This is a genomic window from Pseudomonas sp. BMS12, from assembly GCF_001592875.1.
In the GTDB taxonomy this organism is placed as follows: domain Bacteria; phylum Pseudomonadota; class Gammaproteobacteria; order Pseudomonadales; family Pseudomonadaceae; genus Aquipseudomonas.
Map to the genome: position 1 here is coordinate 1 of NZ_LSOF01000008.1, position 16,634 is coordinate 16,634.

Here is a 16,634-nt window from a genome sequence, read left to right on the forward strand (position 1 = left end):
AGGTTTGCGCAGATGTGCTACCGCCACCATCGGCCTGGATACGGGCCTGCTCGCCCAAGCCCAGGCTGCCCACCTGTAATAATACGGAGCCACCGCTACCTGAGCCGTAGCTTGAACCAGCGATCGTCTGACCATCAGCGAGAATCAGACCATCGAGACTCAGGCTGTCCGCAATCAACTCCAGAGCACCGCCACCACGCGTTACTGATGATGAGCTGTTGCGCCCCCCCGTACCCAAATCTCGCGGCAGACGGTAATCGCCGTAGCTAGCCAATGAATAATAATTGGTACTACCCGTGGAATAGCCGCCACCACGCCCACCATAACTGCCGCCACTGTAATAATTGGTGTTGAGGCCAGTATTGGCCACGTTGCCTTTGGCGCTTACGTCAATACGGGAGCTGGCATCAATGCGTATGCTGTCTGCACTTATGCTCAGGCTGTATCCCGTTGGCGAAATGACACGCGCACCAGTGCGCAAAGTCAGGCTGCCGAAGCGAGTAGCACCGTAGAGGGTCAGTGTGGCGCCCTCGACGATCACATCATCGCCAGCGTACTGCTGGCTGTCTCTCGGCAGAGTGAGATTGCTATCAATCACAATCTCCTGCGCCACTGCCCAAGAAGGTAGGCAGAGCGCAAAAAAATAGCCTGCCAGGGTCAACCCAAGAGGCTGCCTTGCTGGCGCACCTAAACCTAGTGAAGTTATTGAAAGTGAGGGCCATGGGCGAAAATCGGAAGCCCTTCCCCTGCTACTCACCACCAAGATGGAGGTAGAGGCTGCGGCCAGGCGTGCCAACAGGCTCTTGAAAACACCCCCAACACAAAGCAATCCGACCCACACCGCAAGGCGGCAGGAACGCGCGATCCCCCTGAACTCCATCAAGCAAATCCTTTTGTTCTTGAGACTAAAACTAGGAGCGCAACCGACAACTCAAAACAGGCACGAGAAGGATACGCACTGAAAAAGACGGCGGATTATCGATGCTCTCAACATGGAGACGCAACTCAAAAAATTCGCCCTAACAAGCTGACTTGTAGCGATCAACTACTCCTTCAATGCACGACTGGGAGTCCCGCCGATCAGCCATTACCTAATGCCCCGTTACAGCTAACTCAGGCCACATCAATTCATCCATGGGTTACCACCTGCGGTGGCCGAAGAAAAACTTAACCCGCAGCCCGGAAAGGGTTGACCACTCAGAGTGCCGCAGACCAAGGGTGAGACGATCCAAGCCTTCCCGTCGCCAAACGCGCATGTAAAACAGACCTATGACCTGCATCACCCTCGTGACCTGTGTTGAACGCTTTGGGCGGCCGTTATCGGCCTCCGTACAACTGCCGCCATACCTATGCGACAATATGCTTTATGCCTGGCATGAACCCCGCTTTCATATCCCAGCAGCTCGGCCATAGCGTGCAGATGCTGCTGACTACGTACGCCCGCTGGATTAACTCAAGCTCCGAATGGAGCGAACTGGAAAAGCTGAAAATTGCTATCAGCCGCCCAGACCACAGCTAAGTTATTGATAGGTAAACCCTTTGATCTCCACCGCAAACATCACCATGCAGTTCGGCGCCAAGCCGCTGTTCGAGAACGTTTCCGTCAAGTTCACCAACGGCAACCGCTACGGCCTGATCGGCGCCAATGGCTGTGGTAAGTCGACCTTCATGAAAATCCTCGGCGGCGATCTGGAGCCGTCGGCCGGCCAGGTGATGCTCGAGCCGAACGTGCGCCTGGGCAAGCTGCGCCAGGACCAGTTCGCCTACGAAGAATTCAACGTGATCGATACCGTGATCATGGGTCACGAGGAGCTGTGGAAGGTCAAGGCCGAGCGTGACCGCATCTACTCGCTGCCGGAGATGAGCGAAGAAGACGGCATGAAGGTGGGCGAACTGGAAGGCGAGTTCGCCGAGATGGACGGCTACACCGCCGAATCCCGTGCCGGCGAGCTGTTGCTCGGCCTGGGCATTCCGCTGGAGCAGCACTTCGGTCCGATGAGTGAAGTCGCCCCCGGCTGGAAACTGCGCGTGCTGCTGGCCCAGGCGCTGTTCTCCGACCCCGAAGTGCTGCTGCTCGACGAGCCGACCAACCACCTGGATATCAACACCATCCGCTGGCTGGAAAACATCCTGGTGCAGCGCAACAGCACCATGATCATCATTTCCCACGACCGCCACTTCCTCAATTCGGTCTGCACCCATATGGCCGACCTGGACTACGGCGAGCTGCGCCTGTTCCCCGGCAACTATGACGAGTACATGACTGCCGCGACCCAGTCGCGCGAGCAGTTGCTGGCCGACAACGCCAAGAAGAAAGCGCAGATCGCCGAGCTGCAGACCTTCGTCAGCCGCTTCTCGGCCAACGCCTCCAAGGCCAAGCAGGCCACCAGCCGTGCCAAGCAGATCGACAAGATCCAGCTGGCCGAGGTCAAGCCGTCCAGCCGCGTCAGCCCCTTCATCCGCTTCGAGCAGACCAAGAAGCTGCACCGCCAGGCCGTGACCATCGAGAAGGTGTCCAAGGCCTTCGATGACAAGGTGCTGTTCAAGAACTTCAGCTTCACCGTCGAAGCCGGCGAGCGCGTCGCCATCATCGGCCCCAACGGCATCGGCAAGACCACCCTGCTACGCACCCTGGTCGGTGAAACGACCCCAGATGCCGGCGCGGTGAAATGGACCGAGAGCGCCGAGGTTGGCTACTACGCCCAGGACCATGCCCACGATTTCGAGGACGATGTCAGCCTGTTCGACTGGATGGGCCAGTGGACGACCGGCGAGCAGGTCATTCGCGGCACCCTGGGCCGCATGCTGTTCAGCAACGACGAGATCCAGAAATCGGTCAAGGTGATTTCCGGTGGTGAACAAGGCCGCATGCTGTTCGGCAAGCTGATCCTGCAGAAGCCCAACGTGCTGGTGATGGACGAACCGACCAACCACCTCGACATGGAATCCATCGAAGCGCTCAACCTGGCATTGGAAAACTACCCCGGCACGCTGATCTTCGTCAGCCACGACCGCGAGTTCGTCGGCTCGCTGGCCACCCGCATCATCGAACTGTCGGACAACGGCGTGACTGACTTCAGCGGCACCTACGACGACTACCTGCGCAGCCAGGGCGTGATCGTTTAAGTGCACGGAATCGCTGCGCGCCGGCCAGCCGTTCGCGATATCCCTAAACGCCGTCGATAGAAAAAGGGCATCCATGGGATGCCCTTTTTATTGCACGACTATTGTGGGGGCGGCTTTAGCCGCAATGGTTCTAGCCCCCCCACATCAGTGGCCGCCGAGATAGGCGCTGCGCACCTCCTCGTTGCCCAGCAACTCCTCGCCGGTGCCGCTCATGCGAATCTGTCCGGTGACCATCACGTAGCCGCGATCCGACAGCTTCAGCGCGTGGTTGGCGTTCTGCTCCACCAGGAAGATGGTCATGCCGCTTTTGGCCAGCTCGCGCAGGGTCTGGAAGATCTGTTTGACGATGATCGGAGCCAGCCCCAGCGAAGGTTCGTCGAGCAGCAGCAGCTTGGGCCTGCTCATCAGGGCGCGGGCGATGGCGAGCATCTGCTGCTCACCGCCGGACATGGTCATGGCGCGCTGATTGCGCCGCTCCTTGAGTCGCGGGAACAGCTCGAACATGCGTTGCATGTCCTCGTCCGCATGGGCGGTGCCAATGGGAATGGTGCCCATCAGCAGGTTCTCCTCCACACTCATGTCGGGGAACACCCGGCGCCCTTCCGGCGACTGGGCGATGCCGTTGGAGGCCACGTAGTGCGCCGTCTTGCGACTGATGTCCTCGCCGCGCAGCAGGATCTGCCCGGCGGCGATGCGCGGCTGGCCGAAGATCGACATCAGCAGGCTGGACTTGCCCGCACCGTTGGCGCCGATCAGCGCCACCGTCTCGCCTTCGTTCACCTGCAGCGACACCTTGTGCAACGCCTGGATCGGCCCGTAGAACACATCGACTTCACGAAACTCCAGCAACGGGACCGTCATACCAGCTCCTCTTCGTCGGTACCCAGGTAGGCGGCGATGACTTTCTCGTCATGGCGAATGGCGGCCGGATCGCCACGGGCGATCACGTCGCCATGATCAAGCACGATGATATGGTCGGAGATATTCATGACCATGCCCATGTCGTGCTCGATCAGCAGCACGGTGAGGCCGTGATGGTCGCGCAGGTAGCGGATGATGCGGCTCAGCGCCTCGGTTTCCGAAGGGTTGAGGCCAGCTGCCGGCTCGTCGAGGCAGATGATCTCCGGCCGCGTGCACATGGCCCGGGCAATCTCCAGGCGGCGCTGCTGGCCGTAGGACAACTCGCCGGCCAGGCGGTTGGCCGCATCCACCAGGTCGACCACCTCCAGCCAGTAAAAGGCGTGGTCCAGCGCCTCGCTCTCCGCACGCCGATAGCCTGGCGTGTTGAGGATGCCCGCCAGCAGGTTGCGGTTGACGAACAGGTGCTGGGCTACCAGCAGATTCTCCAGCACCGACATCTCGCGAAACAGGCGAATGTTCTGGAAGGTACGCGCCAGGCCGGCGCGATTGACCAGGTGGGTGCCGCCGAACATCTTGTAGTAGATACGGCTGCCAAGGCGCGCCGGGCTGAGGAAGTCGTCGACCTGGAACGGCTGGCCGAGCACCTTGATCACGTCCGTGGGCCGGCTCTGGGTATTGAGCTGGATACGCCCGCCGGTGGCCTGGTAGAAGCCGGTCAGGCAGTTGAACACCGTGGTCTTGCCAGCCCCATTGGGGCCGATCAGGGCAGTGATGGAGTGGCGCTCGACGTCCAGATTGACGTCATTGAGGGCCTTGATACCGCCGAAGTGCATCATCAGGTGTTCGACACTGAGTATTTTATCGCTCATGGTGCCACCCCCTTGCGCGGTTCGACCCCGGTGCGGCTGATGCGGATCAGCCCACGCGGGCGCCAGATCATCATCAGCACCATCAGCACACCGAACAGCAGCACCCGGTAATCGGCAAAGGTGCGCAGCAGCTCCGGCGCCACGGTCAGCACGAAGGCGGCGATCACCACACCGACGGTCGAGCCCATGCCACCGAGTACGACGATGGCGAGGATCAACGCCGACTCGAAGAAGGTGAAGGACGACGGATTGACGAAGCCCTGGTAGGTGGCGAAGAACACCCCCGCCAGGCCGGCCGTGGAGGCGCCGATCATGAAAGCCGAGAGCTTCACCAGGACATGGTTGAGGCCCATGGCACGGCAGGCGATTTCATCCTCGCGCAGCGCTTCCCAGGCCCGGCCGACCGGCATCCGGGTCAGGCGGTGCTTGATGTAGAGCACCAGCATGACCACCACCAACAGCACCGCGTAGATGAACATGAACTTCATGTTGGCGTCGTAGCTGACGCCGAAGAACTCGTGGTATGGCACCCCGCCATCCTTGGCCCGACGACTGAACTCCAGGCCGAACAGGGTCGGCCCCGGCACCGACATGCCGTTCGGCCCGCCGGTGAAACTCAGCCAATTGTTCAGCACCAGGCGGATGATCTCACCGAAGCCCAGGGTGACGATGGCCAGGTAGTCGCCATGCATGCGCAACACCGGGAAACCGAGGATGGCCCCCGCCACTGCCGCCATCAGCGCCGCCAGCGGCAGTACGGTCCAGAAGCCCAGATCGAGGTAGTGGTAACCCAGCGCCAGGCCGTAGGCACCGATGGCGTAGAACGCCACGTAGCCCAGGTCGAGCAAGCCGGCCAGGCCGACCACTATGTTCAGGCCCAGGCCCAGCAGCACGTAGATCAGCCCGAGGATGACCACGGTGAGCAGGTACTTGCTGGCGAACAGCGGAAAGATCAGCGCCGCCACCAGCAGCAGAGGCGCCACCCAGCGCAGGCGGCTGCGATGTCCGGGCGGCAGTACGTGCACACCGGAATCGCTGCCTTCGAAGCTGTCGAGCAGGCTGCGGCCGCGGGAGGTCTGCAGGAACAGGCCGAGTGCCAGGCGGCCGAGCATCACCGCAGCGACGATCAATACCAGGCGCTTGGGCTCCAGATTGAAGCTATAGCCATCGAGTACCACGCCGACGATGGGGCCGAACACGATCAACGCCACCAGGCCGGCCAGGGCGACGTCGAGCAGCACGCGTTTGATATCCAGTTTCTCGCTCATCGTCACTCCTCAGACCTTGGCGATCAGCGGGCGGCCGAGCAGGCCCTGGGGACGGAAGATCAGGATCAGTACCAACAGGCCGAAGCTGAACACGTCCTTGTAGTCGGTGTTGACCATGCCGGAGAACTGCGCCTCGGCCACCCCCAGCAGGATGCCGCCGAGCATCGCTCCCGGCAGCGAGCCGATGCCGCCGAGCACGGCGGCGGTGAAGGCCTTGATGCCGATGACGAAGCCGGCATAGAAGTCGAAGGTGCCGTAGTTCATGGTGATCAGCACGCCCGCCAGCGCGGCCATGGCGGCGCCGATGACGAACACGTAGGAGATCACCCGGTCGGTATTGATGCCGAGGATCGCCGCCATCTTGCGATCCTGCTGGGTGGCCCGGCACATGCGCCCGAGCCGGGTGTACTGGATGATGTAGGTGAGCACCGCCATGCCCAGAAAGGCGGCGATGAGGATGAATACCTTGGTGTAGCTGAGCTGTACGAAGCCCTCGCCAATATGCAGCTTGAAGGAGCCATCGAGCAGGGTCGGTACGCCCTGCTGGCGCGCACCCTGGCTGAGCTGCACGTAGTTCTGCAGGATCAGCGACATGCCGATGGCGCTGATTAGCGGCGCCAGACGTGTGGAGTTGCGCAGCGGCCGGTAGGCGATGCGCTCGATGGCCCAGCCGTACACGCCGGTGACGAAGATGGTGAACAGCAGCGTGCCGAAGATGATCAGCGGGAAGGATTCGAGGCCGAAGTAGGCCAGCAGAGCCATGGCAATGGCCGCCAGATAGGCGGAGATCATGTACACCTCGCCGTGGGCGAAGTTGATCATGCCGATGATGCCGTAAACCATGGTGTAGCCGATGGCGATCAGGCCGTATACGGCGCCCAGGGTCAGGCCGTTGATCAGTTGCTGGAGGAAGATACCGTCCATACGCACTCTCGTCCGGGCATGACCAGGCGGCCATGCGCATCAATCAGACGGGAAGCACCTACGCGGTAGTTGCAGCCGTTTCAGCCTTCCCGGACTGCGCCGGCCGGGGGGCTGCGCCACCGGCCGGTCTCGTGGTAACGCTTACTTCATCTGGTGGTACTTGCCGGCGTCGTCCCACTCGTACATCACGTAGTCGGACACCTTCAGGTCACCCTTGGCATCGAAGGCCTTCTTGCCCATCACGGTATCCACCGGGTTGGCCTTAAGCCACTCGCTGGCCTTGGCGCCATCGGTACCGCCGGTGGCGTTGAAGGCTGCGGCCAGGGCCTGCACCGAGGCGTAGGCGTACAGGGTGTAGCCTTCCGGCTCGTAGCCACTGGCGCGGAACTTGTCGATCACCGCCTTGCCATCGGGAATCAGGCGCGGGTCGGCACCAAAGGTCATCAGCACACCCTTGGTGTACTGCGGGCCACCGGCGGTGGTGACCATCTCGTCGGTGACCACGCAGTCGCCGGAAAGGAACTTGGCATCCAGGCCCTGCTCGCGCATCTGCCGTACCAGCGGGCCGGCTTCCGGGTGGCAGCCGCCGAAGTAGACGACTTCGGCGCCAGCGCCACGAATCTTGGTGACCAGGGCGTTGAAGTCCTTCTCGCCACGGGTCAGACCTTCATACAGCACCGGCTCGACGCCGCGTTTTTCCAGCTGCGCCTTGGTGGCATCGGCCAGGCCCTGGCCATAGGTGTCCTTGTCGTGCACCACGGCGACCTTCTTGGCCTTGAGGGTATCGACGATGTAGTCACCGGCAACGATGCCCTGCTGGTCGTCGCGGCCGCACATGCGGAACATCGCGCCCAGACCGCGCTCGGTTACCTGCGGGTTGGTCGAGGCCGGGGTGATGGCGATGATGCCCGCCTCGTCATACACCTCGGAGGCCGGAATGGTGGAAGAGGAGCAGAAGTGGCCGACCACGCCGACGGCCTTGTCCGAGTCGACCAGGCGGTTGGCCACCGAGACGGCCTGCTTCGGTTCGCAGGCGTCGTCCGCCTTGACCAGCTTGATCTTCTCGCCGTTCACCCCACCGGCAGCATTGATGTCCTCGGCGGCCTGGGTCGCGCCACGCCAGTACTGCTCGCCAAAGGAGGCGTTGGCACCGGTATGTGGGCCTGCCACGCCGATCACGACATCGGCCAGGGCCAGGGAAGAAGTGCCCATCGCGGAGGCTACCGCGAGAGCCAGAAAGCCTTTTCTGAAAAACTTCTGCGACATGGAGATGTGCTCCTGAGAGTTTTGGGTTGGCATCCTGCGTCAGCAAGGCCTATGCCAGGTCAGTCGGAGGGAGACTCGCGGGGAAGCACCGCGACGAGCTCAATGCACCGAGCCAGGGGGCTTCAGCAAATCTCGTAAAAAAACCTACCACGGGGTTTCACCACGCACCGGGTTGCACCTTTTGAGCGAAATTCCGTCTACTTTTGGTAACCGGTTGCACCCAAAGGCGCTACTCGCACCCGCGCGGTGCGACAAAACTACCCAGCCGCACCAACGATAGTCACTTCTACGCAAAACGTGCCGTCAGGCAGCGCCCATGTAATCCATCTTGCCGATGCCCAAACCGTTGTGGCGCAAAATCGCGTAGGCGGTGGTGACGTGGAAATAGAAGTTGGGTAGCGCGAAATGCAGCACGTAATCCGGCGCCTTGAAGCTGAACTCGGAGTTGGGGAACTTGAGCAGGATGTCACGCCCTTCGCCGGCATTGATCTGCTCCGGCGTCACACTCTTGATGAAGTCGAGGGTCTTGCCGATGCGCGCCTGCAGCTCGGCGAAATTGCTTTCGTTGTCGGCAAAGCTCGGTGGCTCGACCCCGGCCAGGCGCGCCGCGCAGCCCTTGGCCACATCACTGGCGATCTGCACCTGGCGGGTCAGCGGATGCATGTCCGGCGCCAGGCGCGCATTGAGCAGCACAGAGGGGTCGATCTTGCGCTCTTCGGCGTAGGCCACGGCCTTGTCGAGGATGGCCGAGAGGTTGCCGAACATGCGTACGAACTGGGGAATAGAGGTTTGGTACAGGGACAGCGACATGACAGGGGCTCCTTGCAGAGAGTGGGCAGAACTCTGCTAGGTTAGCCGCATTGCCGGACAGGAGAAGGAAAAACGCCATGACCGAGGAACAGATTGCCGACTTCTGCCTGCAACTGCCGGGCGCACGGGAAGACTACAAATGGGGCGGCGTACGGGTGTTCTCGGTGGCCGGCAACAAGATGTTCGCCTTGCTCAGTGCCGGGTTGTCCTTCAAGGTCGGGCCGGAGCTGTTCCTTGGCATGGTCGACCGCCCGGGCATCCGCCCTGCCCCCTACCTGGCCCGCGCCCACTGGGTGAGCATGGCGCTCCCCTGCCCCCTCGGCGATGACGAGCTGCGCGAGCTTCTTGCCTATTCCCACCAACTGGTGGTGCGCAAACTGCCGAAGATTCGCCAGGCAGGCCTGCTGCTCGACAGCGTCCCGTAACCGCGAGCAGCACTCACCAAGGTGCAGGCTGCGTCGGCCGCTTTACAGCGGCACCAGGTGTCCAAGATAGCGCCCACCGAGCAGCAGCCGGTCCAGCCAGAACACCTGGTGCAACAGGACGATCGACCAGAACACCAGCTGAAACGAAACCTTGCGCGTCTTGTGGCGAAACACCTGCTGCGCCACCAATGCCCCCGGCCAGCCGCCGAGCAGTTCGGCGATATCCAGGCTGTTTTCCGGAGTCCGCCAGCGGCCCTTCTGTGCGTGCTGCTTGTCCAGCCAGTACTGGCAGAAGCTGAACAGGCTGAGCAACGGGTAGGCCAAGACCCACCAGAACAACCCAGCGGCCAGCAACTGCAGGCTGCCCCACACAGGCAGTGCGCACAGCCCCAGGAACATCAGCAGCTTGGCCGAGAAATGCTGGATGCCCAAGCGCTCCGCTCGGGCGCCATTGGCCGCTTTCACCGCGGTTGACGACTTGCCGCTGGTCTCAGCCTTCGGTTTGCGCCGGATCGCCGGACGGTCGAGACTCAGCCCCTCATGCCGCATGTGCTGCGCGCGAGGCCTCCCCTGCGCATCGGCCCCGGCGACATAGAGCACCGCATCGCCCACCTGCGGCCGGCGCTCTCCGCGCACGGCGGAGATATGTACGAACAGCGGCTGCCCAGCACCTTCGGGCTGGATGAAGCCGAAGCCCTTGTCGTCATTCCAGCTTTTCAGCGTGCCACGCAGTTCCATGCCGACCTCAATGCGCCCGGGCGCTGCTCCAGTCGATCAGGTCGAACTGCCAGGTGGCGAGGATCAGCAGACCGAATCCGATGCGGTACCAGGCGAACAGCGCATAGCTGTGGTTGGCTATGAACTTGAGCAGGCCGCGCACGGCGATCATGGCGAAGATGAAAGACACCACGAAACCCAGGGCGAACACCGGCAGGTCGCCCGGCTGAAACAGCTCACGATACTTGTAGCCGGAGTAGACAGCGGCGCCGACCATGGTCGGCATCGCCAGGAAGAAGGAGAACTCGGTGGCGGCGCGGCGCGACAGGCCGAACAGCAGGCCACCGATAATGGTGGACGCCGAGCGCGAGGTGCCCGGAATCATCGCCAGGCACTGGGCAAAGCCGATCTTCAGTGCCTCCTTCCAGCTCATGTCATCCACCTCTTGCACGGTGATCTCGTGCTGGCGCTGTTCGGCCCACAGCATGACCACGCCACCGATCACCAGGGCTGCAGCCACGGTAATGGCATTGAACAGATATTCGTGGATCAGATCGGCGAAGGCCACGCCGATAACCACCGCCGGCAAGACGGCGATCAACAGATTGGCGGTAAAGCGCTGCGCCTGTAGCTGGTGCGGTACGTTGATGACGATTTCGAGAATCTTGCGGCGAAACTCCCAGACCACCGCCAGGATGGCACCGAGCTGGATGATGATGTTGAAGGCCATGGCCCGCTCGCCGCCAAAACCGATCAGGTCGGCCACCACGATCTGGTGGCCGGTGCTGGAAATCGGTAAAAACTCGGTCAGCCCTTCTACAACGCCCAGGATCACGGCTTTCAGGGCGATCAACAAATCCATGCACTACCTCGGACTGGGCTTTTCGTGAGAGCGGCCGATAAGGATCTTGGGAACCTGCTCGGGCAGGCAACAAAAATAGATGCGGATGCTACCAGAAGCCCTGGCCAGACGCGCTGCGTCCAAAGCCCGATTGATCTGATACTAAACTGCCACTTAACTGTACCGACTGCACTCAGATAACAAGAATTTGGAGTTGCCATGAACAGTCTGCGTAATCTGCCGATCAGCCGTCGGTTGTGGATCATCCTGCTATCCGCCATCGTCATGCTGCTGGCCCTGACCGGCCTGATGCTCAAGCAGAACCATGACGAGCTGTACCAGGCCAAGGCACTCAAGACCCGTCACGTGGTGGAAAGCGTGATGGGTGTACTCAGGCACTTCAACTCGCTGGAAAGTTCCGGACTGAGTCGCGAGGACGCCCAGAAGCAGGCCATGGAAGTCATCCGCGGCTTGCGCTACGAACAGAACGACTATTTCTGGATCAACGACATGACCCCGGTGATGGTCATGCACCCGACCAATCCCAAGCTGGAAGGTCAGAACCTCTCCAGCCTAAAGGACCCGGACGGCAAGTTTCTGTTCAACGAGATGGTGACCATTGCCAAGAACAGCGGCGCCGGCCAGGTCGATTATCGCTGGCCCAAGCCTGGCTCGGACGAGCCGGTGCCCAAGGTTTCCTACATCCAGCTGTTCCAGCCCTGGGGCTGGATTCTCGGCTCGGGCATCTACGTGGACGATGTGCAGGCCGAGTTCCGCGAGCAGGTGGTGCGCGCCCTGGGCATCCTCGTACTGGTGATAGGTTTGCTCGCGGGGCTGGTAATCCTCATCACCCGCAGTATCTCCCGCCCGCTGGACGAGGCGGTCAATGCCATGGCCAACATCGCCAGTGGCGAAGCCGACCTGACCCGCAGCCTGGATCACAGCGGCCGCGATGAGCTCACCGCCCTGGGCGGCCACTTCAATGCCTTTACCAACAAGCTTCGCGGGGTGATCGGCCAGTCCCTGGAAGCGGCCAGCACGCTGGACAAGTCATCGCAATCGCTTGGCGTGATCGCGGGCAATGCCCAACAGCACAGCCAGCAGCAATCGCAACAGATGGAGCTGGTCGCCACCGCGATCAACGAAGTGTCCTATGCCGTGCAGGACGTGGCGAAGAACGCCGAGCACGCCGCCAGCGAAGTGCGCGAGGCGGAGCAGCGTGCCCTGCAGGGTCAGGAAAGTATCAACGGCAGCCTGCGGCAGATCGATCAGCTGTCCGAGACCATCGGCCAGGCTGTCGAGGTGATCCAGAGCCTGGCCGAGGAAACCACGCAGATCGGCAGCGTACTGGAAGTGATCCGCTCGATCGCCGAACAGACCAACCTGCTGGCACTCAATGCCGCCATCGAAGCGGCGCGGGCCGGCGAACAGGGGCGTGGCTTCGCCGTGGTGGCCGACGAGGTGCGCCTGCTGGCCCAGCGTACCCAGCAGTCGACCGCCGAGATCCAGACCATGATCGAACGCCTGCAGGGCAATTCCGAAGCCGCGGTCAAGGTCATCAACGCCAGCAGCCAGGCCACCCAGCAGACCGTCGAGCAGGCCCGCCAGGCCGGCGAGAATCTCAACCAGATTGCCGCCGCACTGCGCAATATCACCGGTCTGAACGCTTCCATCGCCAGCGCCACACTGCAACAATCGCACGTGGTCGACGACATCAATCACAACGTCACCCAGGCGGCGTCGCTGGCCCATGAAAATGCGCTGGCGGCCGACCAGTCCAGCGAGGCCAGCCACAACCTGGGCCAGCTGGCCAGCCGACTGAGCAGCCTGCTGAATCAATTCCGCGTGTGAGGTGTGGATGAGCGACATGCAGCATCAGGAGGTCAACCTCGGCCAGCAGCAGAACCAGGACCTGATCTGGGACCTGGACAGCATCGCCCGACGCGAGCTGGCCGAGCGTTTCATCAAGCTGTTCGAGAACCGCCTGTGCGTCTATTCCGAGTCCACCCGCCAGCTGTACACCAACTACAACCTGCACTTCCCTACCGACTACGGGCGCAAGATGGTGGTGCTGCCCAACCCCTATGCCTTCCATGACACCCTGCACGGCATCGAGCCATTGGCGGTGCGCAAGACCGGCCTGTGCGTGCTGCCCGGCGTGGTGCTGGGCAAACCCGGCCTGTTGCTGACCACGCAGATGAAGGAAGGCAGCCCCGCGCCCAAGACCATGCCGTTCAAGCAGGCGCTGGCGCAGATCATCAGCAACCAGAAGAAGATCGGCGACGTGTTTCTACCGATCCTGATGAAGGGCGACCTGCGCGAGTTCGACCAGAAGATGCCCTACCTCCACCTGCACCGTCTGCAGGTACAGAAGCTCACCCGCCTGTCCGCCTTCGAGCGTGACGATATCCAGCAGAGCATCACCCGCAAGCTGCTGATGCTGTATCGCCAGGCCGATACGCTGGGCTGTTGACGCGCCTGTTCGACACTTGAAACACCTCCGAACGCCCGTTTCTCACCCAGCCTGCCTGTCCTTGTCCGGAGCGTGAGAACCCGTGCATGCACGCACGACCTCTTTCGACGGATAACGCCTAGCCACAGGAGCAGTCCGCCTCATTGGCCGACCACCTGTCTCTCTGGCTTAACAGCTGCCCGATTAAGGCCGCAACCCATGCCGCCCTAGGGACACAAGCAATTATCCGTGCCTGGGTGCCGGCTTCAGCTGTTTCACGGGCCTTACACAACAAACGTCTTCCTCTCGCAATATAAGCCACAAGTTATTGATTTAACTGAAATAACTGTTCGCGGCACAGCATGTGCTCGTACGCCTTCACCTCCATCCACATCCGTGTGCGTTAGGTGAAAAATGGACATCGTCGAAAAGGACTCAATCTGCGCAATAGCCGGCAAATGGCTGCTGGCGGCTACCCTCTCGATTCTGCCTGTTCATGTTCCTGCCGCCGACGGCGACATCATCATCAGTCGCGAGGTGCAACCTCGCAGTGCGACACGTCCGGCGCTCGCCGCAGATCCCAAGCCCACCAGCATCAATCCCGGAGCACTGGCCCTGCGCAACGCCGCAGGCAGCCGCGAACTCAGCGACGGAGAGTTCGCCAGCATTTCCAGCGGCAGCGCCTTGAGTCTCCCGCTCCGCTCACTGCAGCCACACCTCGACACCAGCTCTTCCCAGCTACAACGCCTACCCGGCTCGACGGCGGTTCATGGTGGTGCCGGCGGACGGCGCATGGAGGGGCAAATCGGTCGCAGCATAGATCAGGGCCTGCGTCCGCTGCAGCGGCTGGGAGGGCAATGATCATGTGTGCTCGTCATCCAGCCTGGCTTGCCATGCTTCTGGCCGTTACCGTGCCGGTTCTGGCGGAGAATGCCCAGCCACCCCAGATGAATGCGTCGATCGACGACACCGTCAAAAGCTATCGCGGCAACCTGATGATCAATCAGGCCGCCGGCGACCAACATCAACAGATCAATGCCCGGGCAATCAGTGCGGGCGACCACGGCAGCGCCAGTACCTCGCTGGTCCAGGGCCATGGGGCTTCCAGCGGCGCCGCGATCGATGCCCGCGCCCGGATCCTTGGCGCCTCATTCACCAATGGCAGCGGCGTGGCCGGCATCAACCAGAGCGCCGGCGTGGGTAATCAACAGATCAATGCTTTCCGCCTGGCGACCGACGCCGCGCCGGAAAGCCTGGATGACAGTGTTCTGCAACAGAACGCGGCTCCAGCAACCCTCTCCGGTATGGGCGTACCAGGAAGCGGCGAACGCATGGTCGAGCTGGATGATCGTGCGTTCGCGGGTAGTCGTGGCGTGGTGCAACTAAACCAGAGCGCGGGGATTGGCAATCGTACCGCCAACAACCTGAGCATCCGGGTCACGGAATGACCTACTCGACGAAACACTGAGTGAAGGAGATATACAGATGAATGCGCAAATTCCTCTCAAGCCATTGGTAGTCGCACTTGCACTAGCGGTCTCCATGGGCGCTTATGCCGACCGTGATAATCGCGGACAGACTCGTGCAAACGGCTCGGTCGCGGAAGTCAACGACGAGCAGACCATTCACCACAACACCGTCTACAACGACGAGACCAAGAACAACGCCACCATCGACGCGGCTACGCTGGACATGACCGGTAACGCTGGCGTCAACGTCGTGGCCGGTGACAACAACCAGCAGGCCAACGCGGCGGCCATTGCCACCGCTGACTCGTTCTTCGTCTTCGGTATCGAAGCCAAAGCCAAGATCGGTGTCGATCAGGATGGGCACGACAACAAGGTCTACAACGATGGCACGCAGAACAACGCACTGCTCAACAGTGATCTGAGCAGTACCGGCAATCTCGGTCTCAACCTTGCCGCGGGCAACTTCAACCAGCAGAAAAACGATCTCGCTATCGCCAACTCGGAAACGGCCTTCGTCGCAACTGCTTCGGTAAACATGAAGCAGGAGCTTGAGGACAACCAGACCGACAACGATATTGGCAAGGTCTACCCGGTGGACGAAGGTGATGACGGCCTTGAGGTTGTCACTGCCGGGTTCAACATCCCCGGATTTCCGGGCCAGTGGGGCAATGACGACCCGCAGACACCTGTCGTGAACAACGCGACCCTCAGCGGCAGCGTCACCGCCTCAGGCAACTTCGGCCTGAACATCGCTGCCGGCTCCGGCAATCAGCAAGCCAATGCACTGGCCATTGCCGCCGGCTGCACAGCCTGCCCATCTAATACACCGCAGTAAACAGAAGACGCCGGGGCTCCCAGGCCCCGGCCTCTGCTATGCAAGGATTCCTATATGGCCGCCATCACTCCGTGGCTGGCAACAGTCGCAATGGCTGTCGCACTGACGCTGCCGCCGGCGCCTGTCAGCGCACAGGACAGAGCCAAGCCATTCGCGGTATTACCCGGCGGCGCACTGGCCTTCAAAACCGTCGTCAGCCTGCGTGAACGTCGCTTCGCCAACCTGGTCGAGCAGCGTACGGACTTCAGCTGTGGTGCCGCCGCACTGGCAAGCATTCTCAACGAGGCCTATGGCTGGGGGCTGAGTGAGGAAATGGTGATCCGCGGCATGTTGCGCGCCGGCGACACCGAGCTGATCCATAGCCAGGGCTTTTCCATGCTGGACATGAAGAACTATGTCGAGTCCCTGGGAATGCGCGCGCGGGGCTACCGGATCGAGGCACAGCGACTGGCAAGCATCAAGGTGCCGACCATCGTGCTGCTCAATGTTCGAGGCTACAAACATTTCGTGGTTCTGCTGCGCACGGACAACGACTGGGTATATGTCGGCGATCCCGTCCTCGGCCACAAGAAGATGACCATCGACGACTTCAGCCAGGGCTGGAACGGCATCGTGTTCGCAATCATCGGCCCTGGTTATGACCGTCGCAATGCTCTGCTGAGCCCCCCCGAACCCCTGACCGCACGCCATCGTCTGGATCGTTTCAATCCGGTCAAGGACGCGGAACTGATGGAGTTCGGCTTCATTCAAAGCGACTTTTTCTAAAGGGGC

General features: G+C 61.5%; 17 protein-coding genes and 1 pseudogene. 9 read left to right on the forward strand and 9 right to left on the reverse strand.

Features of this window, described 5'->3' with window-relative positions:
- Nucleotides 1-661: hypothetical protein (locus tag AYB31_RS21415; protein WP_201787426.1), on the reverse strand; the 661-nt coding region annotated here is incomplete at its 3' end.
- Nucleotides 662-1,238: 577 nt separating this feature from the next.
- Here AYB31_RS21415 and AYB31_RS21990 point away from each other — a divergent pair.
- Both AYB31_RS21990 and AYB31_RS08510 read left to right on the forward strand, forming a co-directional pair.
- A pseudogene (locus AYB31_RS21990) lies at nt 1,239-1,519 on the forward strand (hypothetical protein); the annotation flags it as partial.
- 20 nt (nt 1,520-1,539) lie between these two features.
- Entirely contained in the window at nt 1,540-3,126 is a 1,587-nt protein-coding gene (locus tag AYB31_RS08510) for an ABC-F family ATPase (RefSeq protein WP_068827687.1), read from the forward strand.
- Between the two features lie 144 nt (nt 3,127-3,270).
- Here AYB31_RS08510 and AYB31_RS08515 read toward each other — a convergent pair whose 3' ends face one another.
- The 6 genes from AYB31_RS08515 to AYB31_RS08540 all read right to left on the reverse strand — a co-directional run bounded on the left by AYB31_RS08515 (nt 3,271) and on the right by AYB31_RS08540 (nt 9,124).
- Nucleotides 3,271-3,987: an ABC transporter ATP-binding protein gene (locus AYB31_RS08515; RefSeq protein ID WP_068827688.1), complete on the reverse strand. Its 717-nt coding sequence runs from the start codon at nt 3,985-3,987 to the stop codon at nt 3,271-3,273.
- The gene (locus AYB31_RS08520; RefSeq protein ID WP_068827690.1) at nt 3,984-4,856 is read right to left on the reverse strand and encodes an ATP-binding cassette domain-containing protein; all 873 of its coding nucleotides are present in this window, start codon (nt 4,854-4,856) and stop codon (nt 3,984-3,986) included. Before AYB31_RS08520 ends, AYB31_RS08515 begins: the two co-directional genes overlap by 4 nt.
- The gene (gene livM / locus AYB31_RS08525; RefSeq protein WP_068827692.1) at nt 4,853-6,124 is read right to left on the reverse strand and encodes a high-affinity branched-chain amino acid ABC transporter permease LivM; all 1,272 of its coding nucleotides are present in this window, start codon (nt 6,122-6,124) and stop codon (nt 4,853-4,855) included. The genes AYB31_RS08520 and livM overlap by 4 nt, the downstream gene beginning before the upstream one ends.
- A gap of 9 nt (nt 6,125-6,133) precedes the next feature.
- Entirely contained in the window at nt 6,134-7,048 is a 915-nt protein-coding gene (locus tag AYB31_RS08530; RefSeq protein ID WP_068827693.1) for an ABC transporter permease subunit, read from the reverse strand.
- A gap of 141 nt (nt 7,049-7,189) precedes the next feature.
- Nucleotides 7,190-8,314 (reverse strand): branched-chain amino acid ABC transporter substrate-binding protein, encoded by a 1,125-nt coding sequence (locus AYB31_RS08535; RefSeq protein ID WP_068827695.1) that lies wholly within the window; start codon nt 8,312-8,314, stop codon nt 7,190-7,192.
- 303 nt (nt 8,315-8,617) lie between these two features.
- Nucleotides 8,618-9,124, reverse strand: a complete 507-nt coding sequence (locus AYB31_RS08540) for a DUF1993 domain-containing protein (protein ID WP_068827697.1) — start codon at nt 9,122-9,124, stop codon at nt 8,618-8,620.
- 77 nt (nt 9,125-9,201) lie between these two features.
- Between AYB31_RS08540 and AYB31_RS08545 the strand changes: the two genes are divergently transcribed.
- A complete protein-coding gene (locus tag AYB31_RS08545) occupies nt 9,202-9,549 on the forward strand; it encodes an MmcQ/YjbR family DNA-binding protein (protein ID WP_068827699.1) in 348 nt (115 codons plus the stop codon).
- 42 nt (nt 9,550-9,591) lie between these two features.
- Here AYB31_RS08545 and AYB31_RS08550 read toward each other — a convergent pair whose 3' ends face one another.
- Both AYB31_RS08550 and AYB31_RS08555 read right to left on the reverse strand, forming a co-directional pair.
- Nucleotides 9,592-10,287, reverse strand: coding sequence for a DUF1294 domain-containing protein (locus tag AYB31_RS08550; RefSeq protein ID WP_068827701.1), 696 nt, complete (start codon nt 10,285-10,287; stop codon nt 9,592-9,594).
- A 7-nt stretch (nt 10,288-10,294) separates the two neighbouring features.
- Nucleotides 10,295-11,128, reverse strand: a complete 834-nt coding sequence (locus AYB31_RS08555) for an undecaprenyl-diphosphate phosphatase (protein ID WP_068827703.1) — start codon at nt 11,126-11,128, stop codon at nt 10,295-10,297.
- A gap of 198 nt (nt 11,129-11,326) precedes the next feature.
- On the opposite strand from AYB31_RS08555, the gene AYB31_RS08560 reads away from it, so the two are divergent.
- From AYB31_RS08560 to AYB31_RS08585, 6 genes are all read left to right on the forward strand, one after another.
- Nucleotides 11,327-12,958, forward strand: coding sequence for a methyl-accepting chemotaxis protein (locus AYB31_RS08560; RefSeq protein WP_068827705.1), 1,632 nt, complete (start codon nt 11,327-11,329; stop codon nt 12,956-12,958).
- Between the two features lie 7 nt (nt 12,959-12,965).
- Nucleotides 12,966-13,580 carry a hypothetical protein gene (locus tag AYB31_RS08565; RefSeq protein ID WP_068827707.1) on the forward strand — a complete coding sequence of 205 codons (615 nt, stop codon included), beginning with the start codon at nt 12,966-12,968 and terminating at the stop codon, nt 13,578-13,580.
- Between the two features lie 393 nt (nt 13,581-13,973).
- Complete coding sequence (locus AYB31_RS08570) at nt 13,974-14,420, forward strand: hypothetical protein (RefSeq protein WP_068827709.1); 447 nt, start codon at nt 13,974-13,976, stop codon at nt 14,418-14,420.
- A 2-nt stretch (nt 14,421-14,422) separates the two neighbouring features.
- Nucleotides 14,423-15,007, forward strand: coding sequence for a hypothetical protein (locus AYB31_RS08575; RefSeq protein WP_068827882.1), 585 nt, complete (start codon nt 14,423-14,425; stop codon nt 15,005-15,007).
- A 37-nt stretch (nt 15,008-15,044) separates the two neighbouring features.
- Nucleotides 15,045-15,863, forward strand: a complete 819-nt coding sequence (locus AYB31_RS08580; protein ID WP_068827711.1) for a hypothetical protein — start codon at nt 15,045-15,047, stop codon at nt 15,861-15,863.
- 90 nt (nt 15,864-15,953) lie between these two features.
- Complete coding sequence (locus tag AYB31_RS08585) at nt 15,954-16,628, forward strand: C39 family peptidase (RefSeq protein ID WP_153020675.1); 675 nt, start codon at nt 15,954-15,956, stop codon at nt 16,626-16,628.
- The last annotated feature ends 6 nt before the right edge of the window (nt 16,629-16,634 follow it).

Excerpts from the sequence above, each read along its gene's own strand:
- AYB31_RS08515 (WP_068827688.1), bottom strand. The coding sequence starts at position 3,987 with ATGACGGTCCCGTTGCTGGAGTTTCGTGAAGTCGATGTGTTCTACGGG.
- AYB31_RS08520 (WP_068827690.1), bottom strand. The coding sequence starts at position 4,856 with ATGAGCGATAAAATACTCAGTGTCGAACACCTGATGATGCACTTCGGC.
- livM (WP_068827692.1), bottom strand. The coding sequence starts at position 6,124 with ATGAGCGAGAAACTGGATATCAAACGCGTGCTGCTCGACGTCGCCCTG.
- AYB31_RS08530 (WP_068827693.1), bottom strand. The coding sequence starts at position 7,048 with ATGGACGGTATCTTCCTCCAGCAACTGATCAACGGCCTGACCCTGGGC.
- AYB31_RS08535 (WP_068827695.1), bottom strand. The coding sequence starts at position 8,314 with ATGTCGCAGAAGTTTTTCAGAAAAGGCTTTCTGGCTCTCGCGGTAGCC.
- AYB31_RS08540 (WP_068827697.1), bottom strand. The coding sequence starts at position 9,124 with ATGTCGCTGTCCCTGTACCAAACCTCTATTCCCCAGTTCGTACGCATG.
- AYB31_RS08545 (WP_068827699.1), top strand. The coding sequence starts at position 9,202 with ATGACCGAGGAACAGATTGCCGACTTCTGCCTGCAACTGCCGGGCGCA.
- AYB31_RS08550 (WP_068827701.1), bottom strand. The coding sequence starts at position 10,287 with ATGGAACTGCGTGGCACGCTGAAAAGCTGGAATGACGACAAGGGCTTC.
- AYB31_RS08555 (WP_068827703.1), bottom strand. The coding sequence starts at position 11,128 with ATGGATTTGTTGATCGCCCTGAAAGCCGTGATCCTGGGCGTTGTAGAA.
- AYB31_RS08560 (WP_068827705.1), top strand. The coding sequence starts at position 11,327 with ATGAACAGTCTGCGTAATCTGCCGATCAGCCGTCGGTTGTGGATCATC.
- AYB31_RS08565 (WP_068827707.1), top strand. The coding sequence starts at position 12,966 with ATGAGCGACATGCAGCATCAGGAGGTCAACCTCGGCCAGCAGCAGAAC.
- AYB31_RS08570 (WP_068827709.1), top strand. The coding sequence starts at position 13,974 with ATGGACATCGTCGAAAAGGACTCAATCTGCGCAATAGCCGGCAAATGG.
- AYB31_RS08575 (WP_068827882.1), top strand. The coding sequence starts at position 14,423 with ATGTGTGCTCGTCATCCAGCCTGGCTTGCCATGCTTCTGGCCGTTACC.
- AYB31_RS08580 (WP_068827711.1), top strand. The coding sequence starts at position 15,045 with ATGAATGCGCAAATTCCTCTCAAGCCATTGGTAGTCGCACTTGCACTA.
- AYB31_RS08585 (WP_153020675.1), top strand. The coding sequence starts at position 15,954 with ATGGCTGTCGCACTGACGCTGCCGCCGGCGCCTGTCAGCGCACAGGAC.